Annotated in this window: 24 protein-coding genes; 23 read left to right on the forward strand and 1 reads right to left on the reverse strand. The window is 49.9% G+C overall.

Annotated elements, in window-relative coordinates; genetic code table 11:
- The first annotated feature begins 1 nt into the window (after position 1).
- The 4 genes from R0125_RS04380 (at position 2) to R0125_RS04395 (ending at position 3,198) form a co-directional block, all read left to right on the forward strand.
- On the forward strand, positions 2 to 880 hold the full coding sequence (locus tag R0125_RS04380; RefSeq protein ID WP_317237272.1) for a glycosyltransferase family 2 protein: 879 nt from the start codon (positions 2 to 4) through the stop codon (positions 878 to 880).
- 272 nt (positions 881 to 1,152) lie between these two features.
- Positions 1,153 to 1,641, forward strand: coding sequence for a hypothetical protein (locus R0125_RS04385; RefSeq protein ID WP_317237273.1), 489 nt, complete (start codon positions 1,153 to 1,155; stop codon positions 1,639 to 1,641).
- A 20-nt stretch (positions 1,642 to 1,661) separates the two neighbouring features.
- A complete protein-coding gene (locus R0125_RS04390) occupies positions 1,662 to 2,576 on the forward strand; it encodes a lysylphosphatidylglycerol synthase domain-containing protein (RefSeq protein ID WP_317237961.1) in 915 nt (304 codons plus the stop codon).
- Positions 2,566 to 3,198, forward strand: a complete 633-nt coding sequence (locus tag R0125_RS04395; RefSeq protein WP_317237274.1) for an acyltransferase — start codon at positions 2,566 to 2,568, stop codon at positions 3,196 to 3,198. The genes R0125_RS04390 and R0125_RS04395 overlap by 11 nt, the downstream gene beginning before the upstream one ends.
- An 88-nt stretch (positions 3,199 to 3,286) precedes the next feature.
- Here the strand turns inward: R0125_RS04395 and R0125_RS04400 are convergent, their stop codons facing one another.
- A complete protein-coding gene (locus R0125_RS04400) occupies positions 3,287 to 4,648 on the reverse strand; it encodes an MBL fold metallo-hydrolase (protein WP_317237275.1) in 1,362 nt (453 codons plus the stop codon).
- Positions 4,649 to 4,819: 171 nt separating this feature from the next.
- Here R0125_RS04400 and cysQ point away from each other — a divergent pair, with 171 nt between their 5' ends.
- The 19 genes from cysQ (at position 4,820) to R0125_RS04495 (ending at position 24,670) form a co-directional block, all read left to right on the forward strand.
- The gene (cysQ, locus tag R0125_RS04405; protein WP_317237276.1) at positions 4,820 to 5,578 is read left to right on the forward strand and encodes a 3'(2'),5'-bisphosphate nucleotidase CysQ; all 759 of its coding nucleotides are present in this window, start codon (positions 4,820 to 4,822) and stop codon (positions 5,576 to 5,578) included.
- 5 nt (positions 5,579 to 5,583) lie between these two features.
- Positions 5,584 to 6,066 carry a transcription/translation regulatory transformer protein RfaH gene (rfaH, locus tag R0125_RS04410; RefSeq protein ID WP_317237278.1) on the forward strand — a complete coding sequence of 161 codons (483 nt, stop codon included), beginning with the start codon at positions 5,584 to 5,586 and terminating at the stop codon, positions 6,064 to 6,066.
- Positions 6,067 to 6,269: 203 nt separating this feature from the next.
- Positions 6,270 to 7,766 carry a capsule assembly Wzi family protein gene (locus R0125_RS04415; RefSeq protein WP_317237279.1) on the forward strand — a complete coding sequence of 499 codons (1,497 nt, stop codon included), beginning with the start codon at positions 6,270 to 6,272 and terminating at the stop codon, positions 7,764 to 7,766.
- Between the two features lie 113 nt (positions 7,767 to 7,879).
- Entirely contained in the window at positions 7,880 to 8,998 is a 1,119-nt protein-coding gene (locus R0125_RS04420) for a polysaccharide export protein (RefSeq protein WP_317237280.1), read from the forward strand.
- Positions 8,999 to 9,009: 11 nt separating this feature from the next.
- A complete protein-coding gene (locus tag R0125_RS04425; RefSeq protein WP_317237281.1) occupies positions 9,010 to 9,444 on the forward strand; it encodes a low molecular weight protein-tyrosine-phosphatase in 435 nt (144 codons plus the stop codon).
- Positions 9,445 to 9,460: 16 nt separating this feature from the next.
- Positions 9,461 to 11,680, forward strand: a complete 2,220-nt coding sequence (locus R0125_RS04430) for a polysaccharide biosynthesis tyrosine autokinase (protein WP_317237282.1) — start codon at positions 9,461 to 9,463, stop codon at positions 11,678 to 11,680.
- A gap of 18 nt (positions 11,681 to 11,698) precedes the next feature.
- The gene (gene rfbB / locus R0125_RS04435; RefSeq protein WP_317237283.1) at positions 11,699 to 12,781 is read left to right on the forward strand and encodes a dTDP-glucose 4,6-dehydratase; all 1,083 of its coding nucleotides are present in this window, start codon (positions 11,699 to 11,701) and stop codon (positions 12,779 to 12,781) included.
- A complete protein-coding gene (gene rfbD, locus R0125_RS04440) occupies positions 12,778 to 13,650 on the forward strand; it encodes a dTDP-4-dehydrorhamnose reductase (RefSeq protein WP_317237284.1) in 873 nt (290 codons plus the stop codon). Before rfbB ends, rfbD begins: the two co-directional genes overlap by 4 nt.
- Complete coding sequence (gene rfbA, locus R0125_RS04445) at positions 13,651 to 14,523, forward strand: glucose-1-phosphate thymidylyltransferase RfbA (RefSeq protein ID WP_317237286.1); 873 nt, start codon at positions 13,651 to 13,653, stop codon at positions 14,521 to 14,523. It begins immediately after the preceding gene.
- 9 nt (positions 14,524 to 14,532) lie between these two features.
- Positions 14,533 to 15,105 carry a dTDP-4-dehydrorhamnose 3,5-epimerase gene (gene rfbC, locus R0125_RS04450; protein ID WP_317237287.1) on the forward strand — a complete coding sequence of 191 codons (573 nt, stop codon included), beginning with the start codon at positions 14,533 to 14,535 and terminating at the stop codon, positions 15,103 to 15,105.
- Between the two features lie 37 nt (positions 15,106 to 15,142).
- On the forward strand, positions 15,143 to 16,192 hold the full coding sequence (locus R0125_RS04455; protein WP_317237288.1) for a TDP-N-acetylfucosamine:lipid II N-acetylfucosaminyltransferase: 1,050 nt from the start codon (positions 15,143 to 15,145) through the stop codon (positions 16,190 to 16,192).
- 1 nt (position 16,193) lies between these two features.
- Complete coding sequence (locus tag R0125_RS04460; protein WP_317237290.1) at positions 16,194 to 16,766, forward strand: acyltransferase; 573 nt, start codon at positions 16,194 to 16,196, stop codon at positions 16,764 to 16,766.
- A complete protein-coding gene (rffA, locus tag R0125_RS04465) occupies positions 16,753 to 17,892 on the forward strand; it encodes a dTDP-4-amino-4,6-dideoxygalactose transaminase (protein WP_317237291.1) in 1,140 nt (379 codons plus the stop codon). The genes R0125_RS04460 and rffA overlap by 14 nt, the downstream gene beginning before the upstream one ends.
- A gap of 18 nt (positions 17,893 to 17,910) precedes the next feature.
- Complete coding sequence (locus R0125_RS04470; RefSeq protein ID WP_317237292.1) at positions 17,911 to 18,627, forward strand: class I SAM-dependent methyltransferase; 717 nt, start codon at positions 17,911 to 17,913, stop codon at positions 18,625 to 18,627.
- A 1-nt stretch (position 18,628) separates the two neighbouring features.
- Positions 18,629 to 19,474, forward strand: coding sequence for a sulfotransferase (locus R0125_RS04475; RefSeq protein WP_317237293.1), 846 nt, complete (start codon positions 18,629 to 18,631; stop codon positions 19,472 to 19,474).
- A 12-nt stretch (positions 19,475 to 19,486) separates the two neighbouring features.
- Positions 19,487 to 20,941: an MOP flippase family protein gene (locus R0125_RS04480; protein WP_317237294.1), complete on the forward strand. Its 1,455-nt coding sequence runs from the start codon at positions 19,487 to 19,489 to the stop codon at positions 20,939 to 20,941.
- Positions 20,942 to 21,212: 271 nt separating this feature from the next.
- Positions 21,213 to 22,310: a glycosyltransferase gene (locus tag R0125_RS04485; protein WP_317237295.1), complete on the forward strand. Its 1,098-nt coding sequence runs from the start codon at positions 21,213 to 21,215 to the stop codon at positions 22,308 to 22,310.
- A gap of 86 nt (positions 22,311 to 22,396) precedes the next feature.
- On the forward strand, positions 22,397 to 23,221 hold the full coding sequence (locus R0125_RS04490; protein ID WP_317237297.1) for a glycosyltransferase family 2 protein: 825 nt from the start codon (positions 22,397 to 22,399) through the stop codon (positions 23,219 to 23,221).
- Between the two features lie 504 nt (positions 23,222 to 23,725).
- Positions 23,726 to 24,670 (forward strand): hypothetical protein, encoded by a 945-nt coding sequence (locus R0125_RS04495; protein WP_317237298.1) that lies wholly within the window; start codon positions 23,726 to 23,728, stop codon positions 24,668 to 24,670.
- Positions 24,671 to 24,787 lie beyond the last annotated feature (117 nt).

Genomic DNA, 24,787 nt, shown 5'->3' on the forward strand with positions numbered 1-24,787 from the left:
GATGAAAGTATCTGGATCTATTGACGTTATTCTTCCTGCGAAAAACGAGGCAGGCACAATACAGCAGGTCGTGAGCGAACTGGTCAAGATTGGCTTTGTGAACGAGGTTTTGGTGATCGATGATGGGTCATCAGATGACACTGCAACAAAAGCCAAGCTAGCTGGTGCTAGGGTGATCTGTCATCCGTATTCAAAGGGCAACGGAGCGGCAATCAAGACTGGAATCCTGAGTGCGAGATCAGAGCTAATAGTCATGATGGATGCAGATGGGCAACATAGTCCTTCCGATATCAAGACGCTTTTCAGTCATTTGGAGTCCGGTGGTTACGACATGGTTGTCGGTGCGCGCTCGAAATCAGGACAGGCAAATTACCATAGGCATCTTGCAAATGAGATATATAACTTTCTTGCGTCCAAAATCACTGAGCAGAAAATTCTCGATTTGACATCTGGTTTTCGCATTGTCAAGCGTCTGAAGGCTCTAGAGTTTCTTGAACTCTTGCCAAATAAGTTTTCCTATCCGACAACCCTTACTATGGCGTTTTTTCGAGCTGGTTACTCGGTAGGCTACTACCCGATATCAGTTAAAAAGCGAACTGGAAAGAGTCACTTAAATCCGATCAAAGATGGCATTCGTTTTCTGTTAATCATTTTTAAGGTCGCGACTTTATATAGTCCGCTCAAGGTTTTTTTTCCGATCTCAATCTCTTTCTTATTGATGGGTTCAGTCTACGCCATATATACCCTTATAGAGATGGGCAGGTTTACGAACATGTCTGCGTTGCTCTTAACAACCGGTGTCATTATATTTCTTATTGGACTAATTTCCGAGCAAGTTACTAGCCTGATTTATATTTCGTTGGGGAGGAAGCGTGAATGAGATGTAGCTTCATTGTGTCAACGGGTAGGACTGGTACACAGTCCCTGGCTAAAGTACTGCATCAAGTCAGCGGAGACACAATTTCAGCTTATCATGAGCCGAGCCCGAGCAGGATTTTCAGGATCATTTCGACTCTTCGTGCTTCTGGATTATTATCAGATCGATGGTCGTTGTTTTTTATTAGGTTCTTCAGAGGCGGTCTGATTCAAAGGCAGGCGCATGAAATATATGTCGAGTCCAACAATTTCATGTTTGGATTGTGCGATCTGCTCGTGGATCAGTTTGAAGGGGTGCGAATTTTACATATTGTTCGAGATCCAAAAACATATGCTGAATCACATCTCAGACATGGTGTTTTTAGAGGCTTCAAGGGTTTGGTGAGTCGCTTCTTTCCTTATTGGTTGATTAAGCCGAGACATCTTGGGATTAAAACCGCGCGCCTTTGGCTGAAAATGTCCCAGCATGTGCGATTGTTTTGGTTCTGGACGCTCGTCAATCGAGTGATTGAGAATGATTGTCGCGACTTGGGTGAAAGATATCGGGTAGTGAGGTTTGAAGATCTTTTCTCAGATCAAGAGTTGTTTCTCGATACGTTGATATGGCTCGGAATGTCGAATGATAAAGCTGGCGCTGCAACGGAATTAATTTCCGAACGGTATAACATAGGCGCACAGCCTTACAAAGGCGCTTCAGCTGATGAAGATGAAATGCTGGCGGATATTTGCGGCGACCTCTTAGAACAATATGGTTATCAGCGGTGAGTCGTTCATTTATTATTAGGGTGGTTGCTTCAACGATATTCAGTCTGCTCATATTGGGGGGTGTTCTCTGGCATTCTGGTTTGAACTTTGTGAATCCTTTTACCTACTCAATAGACTGGTTTTTTTTCTGTGTTTCGTTCGCTCTGTTCATGATTAATTATGTGTTTCGCTCAGTTAGGTTTTGTGAATTACTAGTATCGAATGTTTCGCCTTATATATTATACGGCGTCTCATTAGTTCACGGTGCGTCAAATTATTTTTTCCCGCTCAAACTAGGTGAACTGTCTTTTCCTTTGTTGTGCAAATATTTCCTTAATCAATCGTTAAGTGAGTCGGGTGCGGCGCTTTTCTTATGTCGTATACTGGACTTTTTATTTATTTTAACGCTTACTGTGATAGTGGTCTTTTTGTGGGCTGAAGCATATAAAATTTTTGAAGATCTAGGGATAAATCAAAGCACATATACTTTTTTCACTATCACAGTGATTTTCTTTTTATTATTGTTGATATTTTTCCTTGCTAAATGCTCCGGAGTGTTTCGTCAAATATGGAATAAAGTATTAGATATTGATCGGTTCAGGCCGTTAGTTTTCATAAAGATGATCGTTCTAACTAGCTTGATTTGGTTTTGTATACTGGGAAATTTTTATTTTTTGTCGATGTCTTTGGGCTACGATGTTAAACCCGCGTCAATGGTAATTGTTTCAGTGATTATGGTTCCTTTGTCCTTAATGCCAGTTCAAGGCTTTGCTAATGTAGGAACATTTGAGCTTGCTTGGGTTAGCGGTCTTATTATGTTTGGTTTTTCGCAAGGCGAAGCCTTGGAAATTGCTGTCAAAGTACATGTTTTACTTACTGTTCAGGTGGCGTTGATGCTTGCAATTGGCGGCGCTTTTCTCGCTATTAGAAAGTTTGGTGGTAACCATGCACAATAAACGGTTTTTTGACTTTGTGAACTTTTTACTTGACGTGTGTTTTTCGAAAATACGGGTTCTATTTTTCCCATTTTATGTTACTAGCAAATTTCTGATTATGCTCAGATCGGTATACTACATTGGTGTGAATGAGTTTCAAAAGGGAAAATTTTCTGAGTGCGGTCGAGGCGTGAGATTAAATGGTCGCGTTTCAGTTTCTGGTGCGTTTCAAATGGTTGTAGGGAATAATGTTCATATAAATGATCGTGCATTTATTCGGGCCGAAGGTGGCGTTGTTATTGGTGATAATGTTCACATTTCCCGAAATTTTACGCTTTATTCGAGAAATCATCGTTATGAGGGTGATCTATTGCCTTATGACTCTGTAAATATCGCTAAGCCCGTTACTATTGGCCACAATGTGTGGATTGGAATTAACGTAAGCATTGCGCCAGGGGTAAATGTGGGTGAGGGCGCTATTATCGGCATGGGAGTGGTTCTTACCACTGACGTGGAGCCATTTGAAATAGTCGTTCCGGTCAAGCCGATAGCGATTGGGAAAAGGGATGAAATTCATTATTCAAGCCTGGTTGAAAAAGCGCAGTTTGGCGGTGCTTCTGGATATATAAACAGATCTTTGTGAGTCACTCAGGGATGGGTGTTCTGACCACAATGCTCGTCATGCCCGTGGCCGAAGTGCCTCGGTGAGCTAAAGGCTTAAGCGGCTGGTTCTAAACCCCCACCTCATCAAACAACTCCGCCACCTCAACCTCCCACCCAAACCGCTCCGCAATCCGCTTACGCATTACATCACTAGCCACCATCTCCCCATGGGTCACATAAACCTTCTCCGGCTCCAGAGAACCTTGCCCCAGCCACTCAAGAATCTCATTGTAATCCCCATGAGCAGACAAAGAATCCAGGTTGTAAATCTCGGCTTTCACCGGCCAATACTCCCCGTAGATCTTCACGGATTCTGCTCCGTTCACCAGGGCATCCCCGCGAGTACCCGGCGCCTGAAAGCCCGCAAACACCACGCTGTTCCTGGGGTTGGGTAATAGCGTCTTGAGGTGATGCAGCACCCGCCCGCCACTGGCCATGCCGCTGGCGGAAATAATCACACAGGGATAACGTGCGGAATCCAGCTCAATGGATTCCTCAACGGTGCGGACGAAATGGGTCTGGTCATCCATCATTTCGCATTCGGCGGCGCTGAGTTTGTGCTCTTTATGGTGCTTGCAGAAGATTTCGGTGGCTTTGATGGCCATGGGGCTGTTCAGGTACACCGGCAACTTGGGTATGCGTTGCTGGCCCATAATCTTGTGTATCAGGTACAGCAGCATCTGCGCGCGGCCCACCGCAAAGGCTGGCATCAGCACGATGCCGCCGCGGCCAGCAGTTCGGGTGATGATCTGCGCCAGCTCTTCCTCCGGGTCCGTCACGGCATGGGCGCGATCACCATAGGTGGACTCACAAATGAGAACGTCCGCTTTGGCGATCGGCTCGGGTGGCCGCATGATGACGTCATCCTGCCGCCCGACATCACCGCTGAACACCACAGTTCGGTTACTGGCTTTATGGGTCACGTGTACGCAGGAAGACCCAAGAATGTGGCCCGCGGGTGTGAATATCACTTCCATGCCTTTCACCGGCTCAAAGGCCTCGTGGTAGTGCAGAGACTCGAAGTGTTTGAGTGCCTCCCACGCATCTTTCTCGGTGAACAGCGGTTCTGGATGCTCGTGCTTGGAGAATTTTTTGCGGAAGGCATACTTTGCGTCTTCCTCCTGCAGAAAACCGGCGTCAGGCAGCAGTACCTTGCACAGCGCATGGGTGGCTTTCGTGCAGTAGATCTTGCCTTTGAACCCGTTTTTCACCAGGGCAGGCAGGTAGCCGCTGTGGTCAATATGGGCATGGGTAAGCACGACTGCGTCGATCGTCGATGGGTCGACGGGGAAGGGGGCCCAGTTTCGCTTGCGTAGGGTTTTTACGCCCTGATACATGCCGCAGTCCACCAGCAATCGGTGTTTATCGTCCGAGAGCAGGTAGCGAGACCCGGTAACGGTGCCTGCGCCACCAAGGAAGCGTAGTTTCATGAGTGAGTCCTTTCAGTGCGAACTCTCCATAGCGTAGCTCAAAGCCCGGAAGGTGGAATTGATGTGGGTCGGTTAACGAAGAGATCGCGGCGCCTGATTCCATACCCAAGCCTGACACTGCCCACTGCTCTCCGTTAGACTACATAGCCTTTTCCTAGCAGGACGCTCCCGATGCACCACAGCAATTTTTTGCCCGCCGTGATCCACATTGCCGATGAGGCCGGCGAGCGGGTACTTCACATCTATCAGTCGGACTTCAAGGTTCAGTTCAAGGAAGATAAATCCCCCATCACCGCGGCGGATGTGGCCAGCCACGACGTAATTGTCAAAGGATTGCGGGCGCTAACGCCGGATACTCCGATCCTCTCGGAAGAGGGTGCAACCATTCCCTGGGAAGAGCGGCAACACTGGCAAACCTTCTGGCTGATTGACCCCATCGATGGCACCCGGGAATTCACCCAGCGCTCTGGCGAGTTCACGGTGAACATTGCGCTGATCGAAAACGGCGAGCCCGTGCTGGGCGTGGTTACCGCCCCGGCGTTGAAAGAGGCGTTCTGGGGGGTGAAAGGTGAGGGCGCTCACAAGCGTGACCGGGCGGGCAAAGTGCACCGCATGGATGGGGCACAACCCCATACCGTAAAGCGGGTAGTGGCCAGTAAAAACCATCTGAATGACGGTACCCGGGCGTTCATCGAAACGCTGGGTGAGCATGAACTGGTGCAGGCGGGCAGTTCCCTGAAGTTCTGCCGCATCGCCGAAGGCCGTGCCGACGTGTACCCCCGGCTGGGACCTACCTGCGAATGGGACACCGCCGCCGCCCACGCGGTGTTGGTTGCCGCCGGTGGGCGCGTGGAGACGCTTGACGGAGCGCCGCTCACCTACGGCAAGGAAGACCTGCTCAATCCCTTTTTTATTGCCCACGGAAGGTAAGCCGCATGACCTGGTACGCACTGCAACACAAGCCCGCCCAAGGCGATCGTGCGCTGGACAACCTGCAGAACCAGGGCATCACCTGCTTCTACCCGAAAATCACCGTGGAAAAAATCAAAGCGGGCAAGCGCTCCAAAAAATTGGAGGCGCTGTTTCCGGGGTACCTGTTCGTCCATCTGGAACAAACCGACCCCATGTGGGCCAAGCTGCGCTCCACGCGGGGCGTGCTGCGAGTGGTGGGGTTTGCGGGCAAGCCGGCCGCCATCGGGGATGAGGTAATCCAGCACATCGAAGACAGTCTGCATGCGGTGGCAGACGTGGGGGGCATCAAGCCCGGGCAGCCCGTTGAGCTCAGCGACGGACCGTTTCAGGGCATCGACGCTATTTTCAAAGCTTACGACGGCGAGGAGCGCGCGATTGTGTTGATACAGTTCATGCAAAAGCAGCAGGCAATCAGCGTGTCTGTCGGGGCGATCAGGGGAAAATAGTTGCAAATGCGAACGTATGACAAGGTTTTGCAGATCAGGCCGATTAACAGGCGGGTATCGTCTAATTTTAACTTGTTTGTATTATACGATAACGTAGAATCGAGTGCGCTCTTACACATACGTAATAATCCTGACAGGGATACAGTCGGGGGAATGATTCTCCCTCCGTGCCTGCCTCCCTGCCAACTACAGACAGAACATTTATGACCTCAAAACGCTGGACCCTGGTCGGTGGGGCGGTAGCGTGCCTGATCGCTGCTATCCATGCCTCCTCGCTGCACGCTGCGCCCTGGCTTGAGCCGGGCGATGTGCGGGCCCGCCACGCCCTGCAAAAGCTGGCTGACCGTGGTCACTTCGATCGCACCACATCGACCTGGCCGATCATGTGGAGCTCCGTTGCGAAAGACATCAACCCCAGCGTTACCACCGATGCGGCGGCCACGGCTGGCGCTATGGCGTATCTCCGTAGCGAGCAGCGCGAACAGTTCCAGGACGGTGGGCGAGCGGAACTCACCCTGGCTGGCAGTTCCGAGCAGCCGCTGGTGCAGGGCTTCGGCAGTGGCCGGCAGGAGGAAGGCCAGGTCAGGCTGGACCTGCAATGGCAGGGCGCGCACTGGGCGGTGGGCCTGTCACCCTCTGTGGTGGCCAACCCGACCGACGACGAGCCCTATCGTTATGACGGCAGTTACCTTGCCGGCACTTTGGGAAATTGGGTGTTGGGAGCCGGGGCGATCGACCGCTGGTGGGGGCCGGGGTGGCAATCCAGCCTGATTCTCTCGAACAACGCGCGGCCGGTGCCGGCGATCTGGATTAACCGCAAGCGTGATCTGGCCCCCGCCACACCCTGGCTGAGCTGGATTGGTCCGTGGAACCTCACGGTGTTCGGTGGCGAATTTCAGGATGAGCGCGCCATCACCGATCCCTCCCTGTTCGGCATGCGCTTTACCTTCCGCCCGGTTCAGGGCCTGGACATCGGCATTTCCCGCGCCATCATGTTCGGCGGAGACGGGCGCCCGAAAGACGGCTCATCGTTTCTGGATGCGCTGATCGGCCGGGACAACAGCCAGGATGGTGGCGACAACGATCCCGGTAATCAGCTGGGCAGCATCGATGTACGCTACGGTTTCGCCATCGGCGAACAATCCATGGGCTTCTACACCCAAATGATGGGTGAAGACGAAGCCGGGGCCTTTCCGGCCCGCAAATCCTGGTTGATCGGTTCAGACTGGACCACCGGCTTGTTCGAGTCAGACCAACAGTGGTTCCTCGAATACACCAACACCATTGCCGATGATTTTCTCGGCAATGCCAGACCCAAAATCACCTTCGAGCATTTCAATTACCGCACCGGCTATCGCCATCATGGTCGCAATATAGCCAGCACCTTTGAGGGTGATGCCGAAGCGCTCACATTGGGTGCCCACCAGTTTTTTGATAGCGGCAGTAACCTGTCTGTCACCGTCAGCTACGCCGAGCTGAACAGCACGGGCCAGGTGCGTGCCGTGACCCCGGATCCGAACGTGCGCTACTTTATCCCCGGGGCCAGCCAGACTGTTGGCATTGTTAACCTGGGCTATGGTATGGCCTTTCTCAAGGGCCAACTGGAGTTGAACCTGCGCGGCACCGACAAGAAAATCAAACTGATTGGTGAGGAGCTGGATCAGTGGTCCGCAGGCGCCAGCTGGCGCTATCGGTTCTGATTACAAATCAACAACACATGACCTACGGGCCATAGCCGTTGATTACTGCAACAACCCACGAATCAGGCTATGATCATCAGCCTAACAACCGACAGACAGTTCTGGCATTACACATGGTATTAAGGATTTTGCTCCCCCTGGCTCTGCTCACACTGCAGGGCTGTGCCTTTGCGCCCGGCTCCCACATTGAAACCAGTGGCTGGAACCCGGATTACGAGGCCCCGCCGGAAGAGGATTTCAGCCACCTGGTGAACGTCAGCCGTATCGGGCCGGCTAATTTGCGCCAGGCGATCGTGGCTGAAATACCGAGCCCCCCGGAAGAGATTCTTCTGGAAGACAGCGATTTCCAGTATCGCATTGGCATCGGCGATGTGTTGCAGGTAACCGTGTGGGATCACCCGGAACTGACCATACCCGCCGGTTCTGAGCGCAGCTCGCAGGAATCGGGCAACGTGGTCAATGAGAACGGCGACATTTATTACCCGTACATCGGTTACGTCAACGTGGCCGGCAAGACCACTCAGCAAGTGCGGGAAGAGGTTGCAGACCGGTTATCCGATTTCCTGGAAGCGCCCCAGGTAGACGTGTCTGTCGCTGCCTTCCGCAGCCAGCGCATCTACGTGAGCGGCGCGGTAGAAACTCCGGGCGTCTACCCGCTGACCAACATCCCCACCCGGCTGGTGGACGCCATCAGTCAGGCCGGCGGCCTCGATGAGAACGGCGACTGGCGCCATGTGGTGCTGACCCGGGATGGCCGCGATTACAGCCTATCGTTGAAAGACGTGTTAGAGAAAGGCAATAAACAGCACAACGTACTGCTGCAAAGTGGCGATGTAATCAATGTCCCCTTGGGCAACGATCGAAAGGTTTTCGTGCTGGGTGAGGTAGCCTCAACGCAAACCCTGCCCATGGGCCGTAACGGTTTGACGCTGGCAGAAGCCATCTCCAATGTGGGCGGTCTGAACGAGCGCCAGTCTGACGCCACCGGCGTGTTTGTGGTGCGCCGATCAGAGCAGGCAGGGCCAGACAGCGAGCATCTGATCGACCTGTACCAACTGAACCTGAAAGACGCCACCGCAATGGTGGTGGCTGACAGCTTCACTCTGAACAATCGGGACCTGGTGTACGTAACCGCAGCGCCTCTTGCGCGTTGGAATCGTGTTATCTCGTTGCTGGTTCCGTCGTTCAGTGCATTATTCCTGGGTGACAGCGCAGTGAATCTTACGGAGTAAGCTGATACACCATGTTTGGTCACATTCTGGTATTGTGCATTGGCAACATCTGCCGCAGCCCGGTAGCCGAGGCTTTGCTGAAAGCCAACCTGCCGGGCAAAATCGTGGAATCCGCCGGGCTGGGCGCGCTGGTAGGCCATGGCGCCGACCCGACGGCTGCCGGTCTGGCCGAACAGGCCGGGCTGGACGTCAGGGCACATAAGGCGAGGCAAGTAGATACGGAGCACCTGCGCCGGGCTGACCTGATTCTGGTGATGAGCGAGAGCCAGCGAGCCCAGGTACGGTCACAAGACCCGGCAGCGGCTGGCAAGACCATGCTGCTCAGCCATTGGCTGCCCGGCAAGCCGGATATTCCCGACCCGTACAAGAAAAGCCCAGAGGCGTTTGAACACGTCCATGACATGATCCAGAACGCCGTCCAGGCCTGGCTGCCCAAGCTAAAATAACGAGCAAGAGCAAAGAATGAGCGAACCCGTTTCAACTGCACCCGGCAAACAAAGCCGCCAGAACGACGATGAAATCGACATTGGCTTCCTGTTAGGCAGCCTCTGGGATCATAGAATTTTTATTGCTGCGCTCACGGTAATCCTGGCGCTGGTGGGGTTTGCCCACGCCACTTTATCAACTCCCATTTACCAAGCCGATGCGCTGGTGCAGATAGAGAAGAAGTCCGGCACTATCCCGGGCGCGGATATGGCGGAGATGTTAGGCGGTGGACAAAGCAGCGATACTAGTACCGAAATCGAGATTCTTCGTTCCCGCTTGATTCTGGGCCAAGTGGTCGACCAGACCGATCTCGACGTCGAAGTGCAACCAGTCAGTCTGCCGATTGTGGGCGACTGGCTCCGCCGCAAAGGCATTTCCCGCCCGGGCTTTATGGAAGGCAGTGCCTCGGTTTGGGCGGGTGAGAGTCTGACTATCAAGGAACTGGTGGCAAGCTACGAGAGCAGCACGCTGGCGTTCCTGCTGGAATCCCTGGGTGGCGGCCGTTTCCAATTGATTAATACTGAAGGCGAGGTGCTGGGCCAAGGAAGGGAAGGCCAGAAGCTTGTCATAGAAGAGCCCTGGTTGGAGCTGACTGTGGCGGAACTGAACGCCCCTGCAGGTGCAACGTTCAACATCATCAAAAAGAGCCGCCTTGCCGCTACTAAAGGATTGAAAAACCGTTTGGAAATTCTCGGACAAGGAGGAGATACCGGGATTCTCAGCCTTGTGCTTCGGGGAACGGATCCGGAAGAGCTGGTAAGTAGCCTGAACGCGACCACCCAGGTTTTCCTCACCCAGAACATAGCCCGGCAAGCAGCGGAAGCGGAAAAGAGCCTGGAATTTCTGGAAGAGCAGGTGCCCAGTGTTCGCCAGCAGCTCACAGAAGCTGAAAACCGGCTGAACGAGTACCGCTTGCAGAGTGACAGTATCGATCTCAGTTTTGAAACTGAAAACGCCCTCAGTAGTCTGGTGAACATAGAAGCCAGCCTGAACGAGATGGAACTGCAGGAATCCGAGCTGGCACGGCGCTTCACCCCGAATCACCCTGTATACCGCTCACTGTTGGAAAAAAAGGAGCAGCTCCAGCGGGAAAAAGATCGACTTGAAGATCGCACGGGCGATCTCCCCGAAACTCAGCAACAGGTCTTGCGCCTGAGCCGAGACGTGCAAGTGACCCAAGAAATATACGTGCAGTTGCTGAACCGTATGCAGGAGCTGCGCCTGGTGCGCGCCGGCACAGTGGGCAACGTGCGCATCCTTGACGACGCAGTCACCCAGGGCCAGGTGGCGCCGCGCCGGAATCTGATCGTTGCTGTGGCAGCCATGACCGGCTTGCTACTCGCCATGGTGATCGTTCTGCTCCGTGCCGCCTTCAACCGGGGCATTGTTTCACCAGAGCAGCTGGAAGAGCTCGACTTGCCCGTCTACGCCACGGTGCCGCTGTCTGAAGAAGAGAAGCGCCGCGAAAAAAAGGGCAGCTCAGCGAATCGGCGGCGCCGTAAGGGGGCACCCAAGCAGGGTTTGTTAGCCACGCGCAATCCCGCCGACCTCTCCATAGAAGCCATTCGCGGCCTGCGCACCTCGCTGCATTTCGCCATGATGGAGGGCAGCGACAACCGCCTGGTCATCACCGGCCCCAGCCCCGGCATTGGTAAAAGCTTTATGTCTGCCAACCTGGCAGCTGTCTGTGCCCAAGCCGGCCAGAAAGTGGTGGTGATCGACGGCGATATGCGCAAAGGGCACGTGCATGAAGTCTTTAACCAGGACTCCGCCAATGGCCTTTCCGACTTGCTTTCCGGCAAGCTGAGCTTTGAAGAGGCTGTGCGAGCGTCGGACCTGGATGGCCTGAGCTGGGTCAGCCGCGGCAGTGCGCCACCCAATCCCTCCGAGTTGTTGATGCAGGCCCGGTTTACCGAGTTCCTGGATTACCTCAGTCAGAATTTCGATCTGGTGATCGTGGATACCCCACCGATCCTCGCGGTAACGGACGCGGCCATCATTGGTAAGCAGTGCGGCACCACCTTGATGGTTGTTCGTTTCGGTATGAACACGCCAAAGGAAATCCAGATTGCCGAAACCCGGCTGGCGAATGGCGGTGTCACCCTCAAGGGCACCATTCTCAACGCCATGGAAAAGAAAGCGGCGACCGCTTACGGCTATTACGGTTACTACAATTACGCCTACAAATCCGATTAGAGTCAGCCCATTCCCATCATGAAACTTCTTGTTACCGGCGGCGCGGGCTTCATCGGCTCCGCTGTAATCCGCCATATTTTGCAGAATACTCAGGATGAGGTTATCAACCTCGACAAGCTCACCTACGCAGGCAACCTGGAGTCCCTCGGCCAGGTGAGTAACAGCCCCCGCTACACCTTCGAACAAGTCGACATCTGCAACCGCACCGAGGTGGACCGCGTGCTGGCCAAACACCGGCCAGATGCCATCATGCACCTGGCCGCGGAAAGCCACGTGGATCGCTCAATAGACGGCCCGGCGGAATTTATCGAGACCAACATCGTAGGCACCTACACTTTGCTGGAGGCCGCCCGCCAATACTGGCAGGCCCTGGATAACGCAGAGCGCAAAGCCAATTTTCGCTTTCATCACATCAGTACAGACGAAGTTTACGGCGATCTGCCACATCCTGCTGAAACAGCGAATGCGGACGAACACCTCTTTACTGAGCAAACGGCTTACGCGCCTAGCAGCCCTTACTCGGCAAGCAAGGCAAGTTCCGATCACCTGGTGAGGGCCTGGCAACGCACCTACGGTTTACCGGTGTTGGTCACCAACTGCTCGAATAATTACGGCCCCTATCATTTTCCGGAAAAACTGGTGCCGTTGATGATTCTGAATGCCCTTGAAGGCAAGCCGTTACCGGTCTATGGCAACGGCGACCAGATCCGCGACTGGTTGTATGTGGAAGATCATGCCCGCGCGCTTTATAAAGTGGTCACCGAAGGCAAACCCGGTGAGACATACAACATCGGCGGCCATAACGAAAAACAGAACATCGAAGTTGTGCACACCATCTGCGACATCCTCCAGGAACTCCGCCCGCAGGAGCGGAGTTATCGAGACTTGATCACCAACGTCAAAGACCGCCCCGGTCACGACAGGCGCTACGCCATCGACGCCAGCAAAATCCAGCAACAGCTGGGCTGGGCTCCAGAGGAAACCTTCGAAACCGGCATTCGCAAAACGGTGCAGTGGTATCTGGATAATCTGGGCTGGTGCCGGCGGGTGCAGGACGGCAGCTACCAACGGGAACGTCTGGGTGAGGGAGCAGGAGCATGAATATATTACTGCTCGGAAAAACCGGGCAGGTAGGTTTTGAATTACACCGAACCCTCTCCCCGCTAGGCACGCTGATCGCCCCGGGCCGGAGCGCAGTAAATCTGTTGGACAACGAGGCAGTGGCTCAGTGCCTGGCTGAAACCCGGCCAGACCTGATCATAAACGCCGCAGCCTGGACGGCCGTAGACGCCGCCGAAGCGCAGCAGGCCGAAGCAGAGCGTTTGAATGCCGGTTTGCCTGAACAACTGGCGGCATACGCGGCCGCCAACAGTATTCGGTTGGTGCACTACAGCAGTGACTATGTCTACCCGGGCGCCGGTGAGACACCTTGGCAGGAAACCAGCGCTACCGGCTCCCTGAGCCACTACGGGACAACCAAATTACAGGGTGATCAGGCCATTGCACAGAGCGGCGCGGACTACCTCATTTTTCGGACCAGTTGGGTTTACAGCGCCCGCGGCAACAACTTCATGAAAACCATGCTGCGCCTGGCCCAAAGTAAAACCGAGCTCAGTATCGTCGCAGATCAGATCGGTGCGCCGACGCCAGCCAGGCTGATTGCCCAGATCACGACGCTGGCTATCCACAGTCAACTTGCGAAAGGCCTGTACCACCTGGCTCCCAATGGTAATACCAGCTGGCACGGCTTTGCCCGGGAAATCTTCCGGCAGGCAAGAGAATTTGGGTTGGAGCTGACACTGGATACTGAAAACGCACAAGCGATTCCAACCAGTGCCTACCCAACACCAGCCACCCGCCCGCTGAATTCGCGACTGAGTGTGACCAAGCTGGAAAAAGCCTTGAATATTCAACTCCCCAACTGGCAAAGCCAGCTGACACTCACCCTCGGTGAATACCTGGAGCAGTAAATGAAAGGGATCATCCTCGCCGGCGGCTCTGGCAGCCGCCTTTACCCCATCACTCGTGGTATCTCCAAACAACTTCTTCCGGTGTATGACAAGCCGATGATCTACTACCCGCTTTCGGTACTGATGCTGGCGGGCATTCGGGACATCCTGGTGATCACCACCCCTGAGGATCAGGACGGCTTCAAACGCCTGCTGCAAGATGGCAGCCAGTGGGGCATCAACCTCAGTTATGCAGCACAGCCAAGCCCAGACGGCCTTGCGCAGGCGTTTATTATTGGTGAGGATTTCATTGGCCAAGACAGCGTATGCCTGGTGTTGGGTGACAACATCTACTACGGCCAGGGCCTGAGCAAATTGCTGCAAGCCGCCGCTGCAAGGGGCAAGGGGGCCACGGTCTTTGGCTACCAGGTAACCGATCCGGAACGCTTTGGCGTGGTGGAGTTTGACGACAACCAGCGAGCCGTCTCCATCGAAGAAAAGCCAGCCCACCCGAAATCCGACTACGCAGTGACCGGCCTCTATTTCTACGACAACGATGTGGTCGAGATTGCCAAGTCGGTGAGGCCCTCCGCCCGGGGCGAGCTTGAAATCACCACTGTAAACCAGGTCTACCTCGAGCGAGGCGATCTCAACGTTGAGTTGTTAGGCCGCGGCTTCGCCTGGCTGGACACGGGTACCTTTGATTCTCTGCACGATGCCGCTGGCTTTATTGAAACCCTCGAAAAACGCCAAGGCCTTAAAATAGCTTGCCTAGAAGAGGTAGCTTATCGAATGGGCTTTATTGGGGAAGAAGAGCTCCACGCCGAGGCGGAAGCCCTCAAAAAGAACAGCTACGGCGCATACCTGAAAAAATTGATAAAAACGGCTAAGTAGACGAAGGCTATGAAAATCACTGAAACGAGAATACCAGATGTTAAACTCATCGAACCCAAAGTGTTTGGGGACGAACGCGGCTTCTTTATGGAGACTTGGAACGATAAAGTTTTCAAAAAAGCGGGTATAAACGCAACCTTCGTGCAGGACAACCACAGCCGCTCAGTCCAAAACACATTACGCGGCTTGCATTACCAGATCAAACAGCCCCAGGGCAAACTGGTACGGGTCACTCTTGGCGCGGTGTTCGATGTCGCCGTGGACCTTCGTATCAACTCACCTAACTTCGGCCATTGGGTGGGCGAGTACCTCTCAGAAGAGAACAGCCGCATGTTGTGGGTGCCACCAGGATTCGCACATGGTTTTCTGGTGATCAGTGACACAGCTGATTTCCAGTACAAATGCACGGACTTCTATGCGCCTGAGTACGAACGCTCCATCCGTTGGAACGACCCAGTCCTGAAGGTGAACTGGGGCGTAATTAAACCGGAAGCCCTGTTGTTATCCGTCAAAGATAAAGAAGCCCAAGGCTTCGAAAAGGCCATTGATGAATTGCGAAAAACAGCTGTTGCAAATAGTTGAGAAGTAAAGTGGCGGGCTGACGAGAGAAGGAACGGTTTTGATACTTCATGTCACACAGTTAGATAAATTTATTCCCCCTTTTTTTAATCTTGTTAGGGAGGAATTTCAGGAAGAAGTTCATAAATTCTGGCTCATTGGGTCGATACAACAATATCCAGTTAAGTTGGACAAAACGACATATCATTGTAAACCTGGCCGATGGTGCAAGCTCAAGGGATACCTCAGGTTACTTAAGCAGATGCATCAAGCTAGAAAAGTCATGCTTCACGGGCTTTTTGATATCAACACAGTAAGACTATTAGTTTTATGTCCGTGGTTACTGCCCAAATGCTATTGGCTAATCTGGGGCGGAGATTTATATCAGTACAACAATTTAAAAACTTACTGGCGATCACATATAAATGAACTTCTGCGTCGTTTTGTTATCAGCAGGGTTGGGCATTTAGTAACCTATATAAAAGGTGACCTGGAACGGGCTCAAGAATGGTATGGAGCTACAGGCACCTATCACGAATGTATCATGTACCTGAGTAATGTGGTTGAACCCAAAATGATTCGTGAACTAGGCACTACACCGGAACGTCAAGAATTGCACATACTCCTGGGCAACTCGGCAGACCCAAGCAATAATCACATCGAAGCATTGGGGCGGCTGCTGCCGTTCAAGAGACAAGCCATTAAAATTTTTGCGCCCCTATCTTATGGTGATCAAAAACACGCCAAGAAAGTAATTAGTTCGGGTAAAGAGTGGTTCGGAGATAAGTTTGTACCCATGACAGACTTCATGCCGTTTGAAAAGTATGTCGAGTTCTTGCAAAGCCTTGATATTGTGATTTTCAATCATCAGAGGCAGCAGGCCATGGGGAATACCATTACGCTTTTGAGTATTGGGAAAACAGTGTTTATGCGGAAGAACCTGAGCCATTGGCACTTTCTCACCAATTTAGGGGTTAAGCTGAATGACGTCGAAAATATAGAGCTTTGCCGTATAGCGCCAAAAGAAGCGGAAGAGAATTCGCGTGCAATTTGCTTATACTTTTCGAGGGCTACGCTGGTTAAGCAACTGACGGATATTTTTGAGGGATAAAATGGCCTATCTGAGTAAAAAAAAGTTAAAGGCGATGGGGTTCAAGGCTGTAGGTGAAAATGTAAAAGTGAGCGACAAAGCGAGTATATACAACCCAGAATCTATTGTATTAGGAGACTATTCACGAATTGATGACTTCAGTGTTCTATCGGGCAAAGTATCAATTGGTAAATATTGTCACGTTACCACTATGTGTTTAGTGGCTGGGGGGGCTCCAGGAATAACATTGTCTGATTTCTGCACTTTAGCTTACGGCGTTAAGATTTTTGCTCAGTCTGATGATTATAGCGGTAGCACAATGGTGAATTCTTTAGTGCCTAAGAAATTCAAAGATGAATATCTGGCCGAAGTGATCCTTGAAAGACAGGTTATCGTGGGTGCCGGGTCAATTATCTTTCCCGGAGTGACAATTGGAGAAGGATGCTCCGTTGGTGCAATGACGCTGGTGAATAAGGGCACTGATCCCTGGGGCATCTATGTAGGCAACCCTGCCCGCAGAATCAAGAATCGTAAGCAGGATTTGTTGGAACTCGAAGCGGAATTTCTGAAAGAGCTGAAAAATGATTCCATTTAATAAGCCACCTTTCACGGGCTTTGAAGAAACGTATATAAAACAGGCGCTTGAAAGTAAAAAAATGTCCGGCGACGGTCCATTCGGTAAGAAATGTCAGAGCTGGTTCGAAACTAATTTGCCAGCTAAGAAAACTTTGATCACCCCTTCTTGTACTGCTGCACTGGAGTTGGCAGCTATTTTGATCGGAATAGGGCCTGGTGATGAAGTAATTATGCCGAGCTATACCTTCGTTAGTACAGCAAACGCGTTCGTACTGCGTGGTGCAAAAATTGTGTTCGTGGATATCCGCCCCGACACCATGAATATTGATGAAAAACTAATTGAAGCGGCAATCACGACCAGCACCCGAGCCATAGTACCCGTCCATTACGCCGGCGTTGCCTGCGAAATGCTAGCTATTATGGATATTGCTGAGCGCTACAACCTGTTTGTAGTTGAAGACGCTGCTCAAGGCATGATGAGCAGTTATAAAGGGCGAGCGCTCGGAACTATTGGTCATTTTGGTGCTTATAGCTTCCACGAAACCAAAAACTACACTAGCGGTGGCGAAGGTGGCCTGCTGATTATAAACGAAGAACGATTTTTAGACCGTGCCGATGTCGTCCGAGAGAAAGGCACAAACCGTAGCCAGTTTTTTCGGGGCATGGTAGACAAGTATCAATGGGTGGATATTGGAAGCAGTTACTTGCCCAGCGAATTGCAGGCAGCCTGCCTGTGGGCACAGTTGGAGTGCGCAACCGAAATCAATGAATCGCGTTTAGATGCTTGGCAGATCTACTGGCAACGACTTCAACCGCTGGTCAAAGAAGGTCTGATCGAGCTTGCAACTATTCCAGACAGTTGCACCCACAATGCCCACATGTTTTACCTGAAAACATGTGGGTTGGAGGAGCGCACGGCATTCCTTAAATATTTCAAAACGCGGGATGTTCTTGCGGTATTTCACTATGTTCCGCTACATACCTCCAAAGCCGGAACAGTCTTCGGTCATTTTGTTGGAGAAGACCGTTATACTACTAGAGAGAGTGAGCGGCTAGTTCGCTTGCCCTTATGGTTTGGTCTTGATGAAGCTAGTCAAAATAGCGTGATCGAAGTAGTCAATGATTTTTATCGAAAAGTACGATGAACGCAACATGGAAATTTTATGATCAGTATATATCACAAGAATCGGCTACCGCATAATTGGCTAGTTTATAATATAACTGACCGCTTTCTCGAAAAAAACTCTTCCAAGTTCCACGGACATATTTTCGATCTAGGGTGCGGGGAGGCTCCCTATAGAGAGTTCTTCCTTAAGTACGCAAAACAATATACTGGCGTAGACTGGGCTGGTAGCTTGCATGAAACTAAAGCCGATATTGCTGCAGATTTAAATAAAATAATTCCAGTAGAATCAGATGTGGCGGATAGCGTTGTTTCAATCTCGGTTATTGAACACCTCTATGATCCAGAGACAATGCTAAGTGAAGCATACAGAATACTTAAACCGGGTGGGGATTTAGTAGTTCAAGTACCTTGGCAGTGGCATATCCATGAATTTCCCCATGACTATTTCCGATATACTCCTTCTGGGCTGTCATATCTCTTACAAGAAGCGGGGTTTTCTGATATCAGAATAGAAGCTCAGTCAGGTTTCTTTACAACAATGGTCCTGAAATTTAACTATTTCAGTACAAGATTCATTGCTGGGCGAGAACCAATGCGATTAATGCTTAAGTGGGCCCTGACTCCCTTATGGTATATATGTCAGTCTATTGCTCCGATTCTCGATAAAGCGGACAAGGATTGGGATCTTGAGAGCTTTGGGTACTTTATTACTGCGGTCAAACCACATCAAAGCACCATTGATAAAGAGGTATAAAGTGAACTTTGTTGATTTGATACGTCGAATTTGCGGTCGGTTTCGAGGTGGGCATTTCCTTTATTACTGGCTGATAAGAATGATTCCGACGAATCGAGAGCGTGTGTTAAAAGAGTTAAATAATAGTTTTTTTCTAGTGACCAGTACGGGGAGAACTGGCACGGCATTATTCACAAATTTATTGAATGAATGTATCGGTGTACAAGTCGAGCATGAGCCAATTCATAGAGAGCAATATTGGCATCGGTTAGCACTTGAGAATCCTGTGAATTCGCATGCTTATATTTCGAGGTTTCGTATAAAAGAAATTTTTCTTCGAAAAAAAAGAGGTTTGCGATACGGAGAAGTAAATGGTGCTCTTCGGAGACATGTTAAAGATATTCGCTGTCTTGTACCTGATGCACCGGTCATTCATTTGGTTCGAAACGGGTATGATGTAGTTTCATCAATTATGAACCGAGCGACATTTACAAAGTTAGATTGGGCATATAGGGATATGATTCCTCACTCCTCAATCGTTAATAAGGATCAATGGGTAAAATTTTCGAGATTCGAGAAAATTTGCTTTATGTGGTCGGAAGAGAACAGGTGGTTAAACGAATGTTGTGAAACCACTGTAAATTTTGAGGACTTAATAAATGATTATACATACTTTAATGAAAAATTTGCGTCTGTTTTAGGTATGGAAATAGAAGAGAGCCATTGGCGAAAGCATGTTGAGAGAAAGATAAACGCTAACAGGGTTTGTGAATCGGCGAATACGCCTGAAAATTGGACCGAAGAACAGCATGAAGCTTTTCAACGGATTTGCGGCAACGAAATGCGAAAATATGGATATACTCAGTAGCTTTGGTGAAACATGTCCGAAATTATAAGTGGCGCAAAATGGGTTGCATTTGAAACTATTTTTTCTCGCGTACTGCAGTTAATTTCAGCATTGTTTGTAGCTAGAATACTTGGTCCTGAGGTCATGGGAACAGTCGCTATTATTTGGGTGGCTCTGGAGATTTTCAGGTTGTTTTCAGAGATGGGGATCACACAGGCGCTTGTTCATTACAAACATCCCACGAGCGAACAGCTGGCAACACTTTACTCCTTTAACTGGATTCTTGCTGCAGCGAGCTATTTCCTGATTTGTTTGTCGGCGCCGTTAGTTGCAACTTTTTTCGAACGCGAGCAACTGGTTGACCTGATTTCTGTAGCCGGGCTAACGGTTTTGATCAGCGCAGTAGGCCAGCAAGTATTTGCTCTTTTGCAAAAAGAGCTTAAATTCAAGGTAATGTCATTAATATCAATGGTTTCAGCAGCGATTAATGTGTTTGTGGCGATCTCTCTTGTTAGTTTGGGCTGGGGCATTTGGTCAATCGTGATAAGCCAGCTGGCAGCTGTCATTATTCGGAATGGTTTAGCATTTATTTATGGCCTTCAAAAAAATCTGTTAAATGGATTTGGCCTTTCTTTCAAATCTGTAATACCAATGTTGTCCTTCGGACTGTATCAGACAGCAGCGATGTCGATGAATTTGATTAACTCACGTGCGGATCAGATAATAATAGGTAAGACAATGGGCACCACTGCTCTAGGTGTTTACAGTATTGGAAGTCAGATAACTTTGCAAACTATGCAGCAGATAAACAGTGTCGCAACTAGAGTGGCATTTCCAGCAGTATCAAAGAGACAGAACGATTTGGATGAAGTCAAGGACATTTACTTGACTATGATTGCAAATGTACTTTTGGTTTCAGCTCCTCTCTTTATAGGGTTAGCTGCCGTTTCTCCTGTATTTGTTAATGTGTTATTGGGAGATAAATGGACGAATCTTAGCTCAGTCCTCAGTATTCTTTGTGGCTACGTGCTCCTTCGCTCTTTGGGTAATATGAATAGTCCCTTGGTAATGGGTTTGGGTAAAGCGAATTGGTCGTTTTATTGGAACTTTTTCCTGTTGTTCATAATTCCGGCAGTGGTATTTTTTAGTAGTTTAGCGGGTAGTATTGAAATGGTCGCATTTGCGATGCTATTAACGCAATTCGTGCTGCTAATAGTTGCTTACTTTTTTTGGGTGCGTCGGTTGATTGGCCCTTGTGCAAAAGAGTATTTCGGGACTATAGTCAAGCCCCTCCTGTCTTCGGGCGTAATGGGGGTTGGGGTTGCTGCGATCTATGAGTTTTTCACTTGGGAGCAAAATATACTAACATTAATTATACTAGTTGTATCGGGTATATTTTTTTATTTTATAGTTTCTTTTGTTTTAAATGGAAAGAATCTTCGTAATTTTATCCGTAACTTTATTGTTTCAGTGGGGAGCAAGGCATAAAATAAGCTGGATAAAAATATAATAGCACTATTATCTGACTGTGTTAAGAGGATCAGCCCGATTGACAGGCTAATTTGGTCCTAGTGGCCAATTTACTGGATATATAGTTAAATCATCTCAGCCTGATATGGGCAAACGCTTTACGATCGAACCATTAATTAGTATTTAAGTTTCACAGAAACTCATCTAAGAGTGAGTTCCCATGTGAGCTTGATGAATTTTAACTCACGTTAAAATATGACTTTGCCAACTCAGTTCATGAAACGTTCTTATGACTACTATTCTCATTATTTCACCCGAAGCCTGGGACGGCCACTTTGTAAGCAAACATCATTATGCGATGGAGCTAGCTCGAAGGGGGCATGATATAATTTTTTATGGCCCTCCTTCTCTGGATAAAAAGATATGTCTAGAGGATATTTGTGAAATTCAGGGTCGGCTTCGAATATTACGTGCGCCTCGAGTGGCAATCGGCCTACGGCGGTTTCCTGCGACAATAAGGCGTATATTTGAAAGGCGGTGGCTTCATCGACTTGAACGGCGCATAGGGCAGAGAATTGATGTTATCTGGAATTTTGAAAATTCACGGTTTTTCGATTTCAGGTTCGCGGGCGACCGGCTAAAAATATATCAGCAGGTAGACCTAAACCAAAACTTCCAACCTGATGTAGCTGCGTCGACGGCTAATCTCTCCATAGCCGTTTCTGCTCCGATAGAGCAGCTTATCGCACCATTTGCTAATCAACTTGTTCGAATTACTCATGGCTATGCGCCTATAGGGAACAGAGTCTCACTGCCAAATGGTTTGGAACCTGAGTTTGCTAAGAAGGGTGTGAATGCTGTTCTAACGGGAAATCTCGATATTTCCTATCTCGACGTAGACCTAGTGGCCCGGCTAGTCAATATTCACCCTGACGTGCAGTTTCACTTTGTTGGTTCTTTTACCGCCGGTAAAGGCCTGCATGCGTTAACTGGCTCCGTGCCTAATGTAAAATTCTGGGGTAGGCGACCCGCTGCTGAGTTAGGCCACTTTCTTCGACTTGCGGATGTTTTACTCGTAGCGTACCAAGCTGATGAGCATCTCGCGCAACTAGCCAATCCCCACAAAATAATGGAATACCTTGCGTCTGGTAGGTGCGTCCTAGCTACACGAACCCTTGAGTATGAGGGGCGTTCAGATCTCTTAGAGATGCGGATAAGCCGTGATGCGTATGTTCAAGCCTTTACCGAGATTGTTAAGAATCCGTCTGATTGGAACACTCCCGAACTTATTGCTCACAGGCAAAATTTTGCTGTGAAAAACACATATTCCGAGCATGTCAATCGAATTGCGCAGGAGATTGGTCCCCTTGGACTCCTGCTTATTTAAATCAATATTGTGATTCCAAAGGCAGTCAATTTGAAATTTACTCACCTTTTGGTATATCGACAGTTCTAATTGAAGCGTTAAAAATTATGATCTCAATCATCACACCTGTTTATAATGGAGAACGTTTTATACGCGAGGCCGTATCGTCGGTAGAAGCGCAGACCTGTGAAAATTGGGAATGGATCATCGTAAATGATGGTAGCACGGATGGTACAGCCGAAATTCTAGAGTGCCTAGATGACCCTCGGATCCAGGTTGTGCATCAACAGAATTTGGGTGTTAGTGCTGCGAGAAACGTTGGCTTGGATTTGGCTAAGGGAAAATATATTACGTTTTTGGATGCTGATGATCTATTGCCTGCGAACGCTCTCAGCGCACGTGCTGATTTCCTTGATGCGTTTCCAGATGTGGATATTGTTAATGCTGGCGTACATGTTACGTCTGACGGAAAGTTGCTGCGTCGGTACAAACCAGACCTAAAAAAAGGGCCACTCTTGGAAAGACTTGCTCGACTCGAGCCCGGCGTTTTCTTCGGTGTTTTGTACATGATTCGACGCGAAAAACTTGGAGACCACCGGTTTTCAAGAGACCTCAGCCACTCTGAGGATTTGGTGTTCTTCCTCACGTTAGCACATGACGCGGGATTGAATTACGGGGCTATTAGGGACACTGTATATGAATACCGGCTGCAAGAGAATTCGGCTATGTCTGACGTGGATGGGCTTGAATCGGGTTATCTTGGGCTTATACGTTTAAGCGTAAATATGCCGAGAATTAGTGATTCTTGTTTGACGACCCAGCGGCAACGCGTGCAACGTATTTTATTTCGGTCATGGCTGCGAATATTTAGACCTGACCGAGCGTTGTTAGCGCTTTACAAAATACGGAGAGCGTGCGTGAATCAGGGATGATCATGTAAAACATTACATAGATGTTTTTGCTGGCACTTATCGTAAAATCAAAACACTTAACAGTGAAACGCTCATTTCGGGCGTGATACTTTTTCAATTCTCGATAGGCATGATTTTTCACCGACGTGCGGAATAGGTAAATTTATAGGATCGTTTCTTTGTCGCCCGTGCCGATATTTATAGAATCTTTTGGAAGGATATTAGATCGATATGAAGGTATTGTTCGTTACATGGGACGGTCCACAGGTGTCTTACTTAGAGAGTTTGTTTCTACCGATATTTCGTAGCCTAAACCAGTATGGCTGGGAGTTTCACGTTATTCAGTTTACCTGGGGCTCAACTCAGCAACTCATACAAACACGCCAAGCATGTATGAACGCCGGAGTTCCGTATCGCTCAGTTCATGTGTGGCGGAAACCAGTGTCGGTTGGCTCATATGCCTCTGCCATAAAGGGGGCGAGGGACATCCGGCGAGCAGTTCACGATTGGGAGATTGATGTCCTAATGCCTCGGAGCACATTGCCTTTGTTCTCCTCTATGCGAGCGTTGAAGCATATCTCCCTTCCCCTGGTTTTCGATGCTGATGGTTTGCCAATCGATGAACGCGTTGACTTCGCTGGTTTATCATCGAGGGGATTCGTTTACCGTGTTTTACGAGATATTGAAGCTCTGGGGATCCGCAAATCAAGTGTTGTGTTGACTCGTACGGACAAGGCTTCTCAAATTCTCTATGCTCGTGCGGGCGCTGGGACCTCTGAGTCAATATTTTTCCGAGTTAACAATGGGAGAGATTCAGAGAAATTCGCTTTAACAGATGGTAGTGAAAGGGCCCGTATTCGCCGAGAGTTGCGAGTTGACCCCGAAGCCCCTCTTATTATTTATTCCGGATCCCTCGGAGAGCAGTATTGTTTGCCTGAAATGCTTGCATTTTTCAGACATGTGCTTGCCTATCGATCCGATACTCGTCTTCTATTTCTTACTGGTTCCCCGGAGATTGCTGCCCGTGAAATTGACAATCATGATGACTTGAAGTTGAAAATTGAAATCAAGTCTGTTGAGCCCGATAAGGTACCTTCAATCGTTGCAAGTGCGGATCTCGGTTTAGGTCTGCGGCGGACATCATTCTCCATGCAGGGTGTGTCGCCCGTTAAAGTTGGCGAGTATCTTTTATGTGGCGTTCCGCTCGTTGCAACGAAAGGAATTGGTGATACTGACGGCATAACTGAAGAAATTGGATATTTGATGAAGGAGCACACCCAAGAAGCGCTGGAGGATGCTGCCTGTTGGTTCGTTGAGAGCGTGTTGGCGGACCGTGAAGGCTTTCGAACACGCGCAAGAGAATTAGGAGCGGCACAGTACTCATTGCAGGCAAGCGTGGATTCTTATCGGCGGGCGCTTGAAGCGGTCGAAACTTACAGCTCGGTCAGTCATCAGTCACTGGTCGGTTGAGAATTTTTGTGCTCTTCTTAATTTCGGCATCCACCTGCGGGTAACCTGATATTTTTTCCACACTCTGGCAAGCCCCCGATACAGTAGACGCCTGATAGCGTTACACTAAACGCAAAT

This window comes from Marinobacter sp. M-5 (assembly GCF_032911545.1).
Taxonomy (GTDB): Bacteria; Pseudomonadota; Gammaproteobacteria; order Pseudomonadales; family Oleiphilaceae; genus Marinobacter; species Marinobacter goseongensis.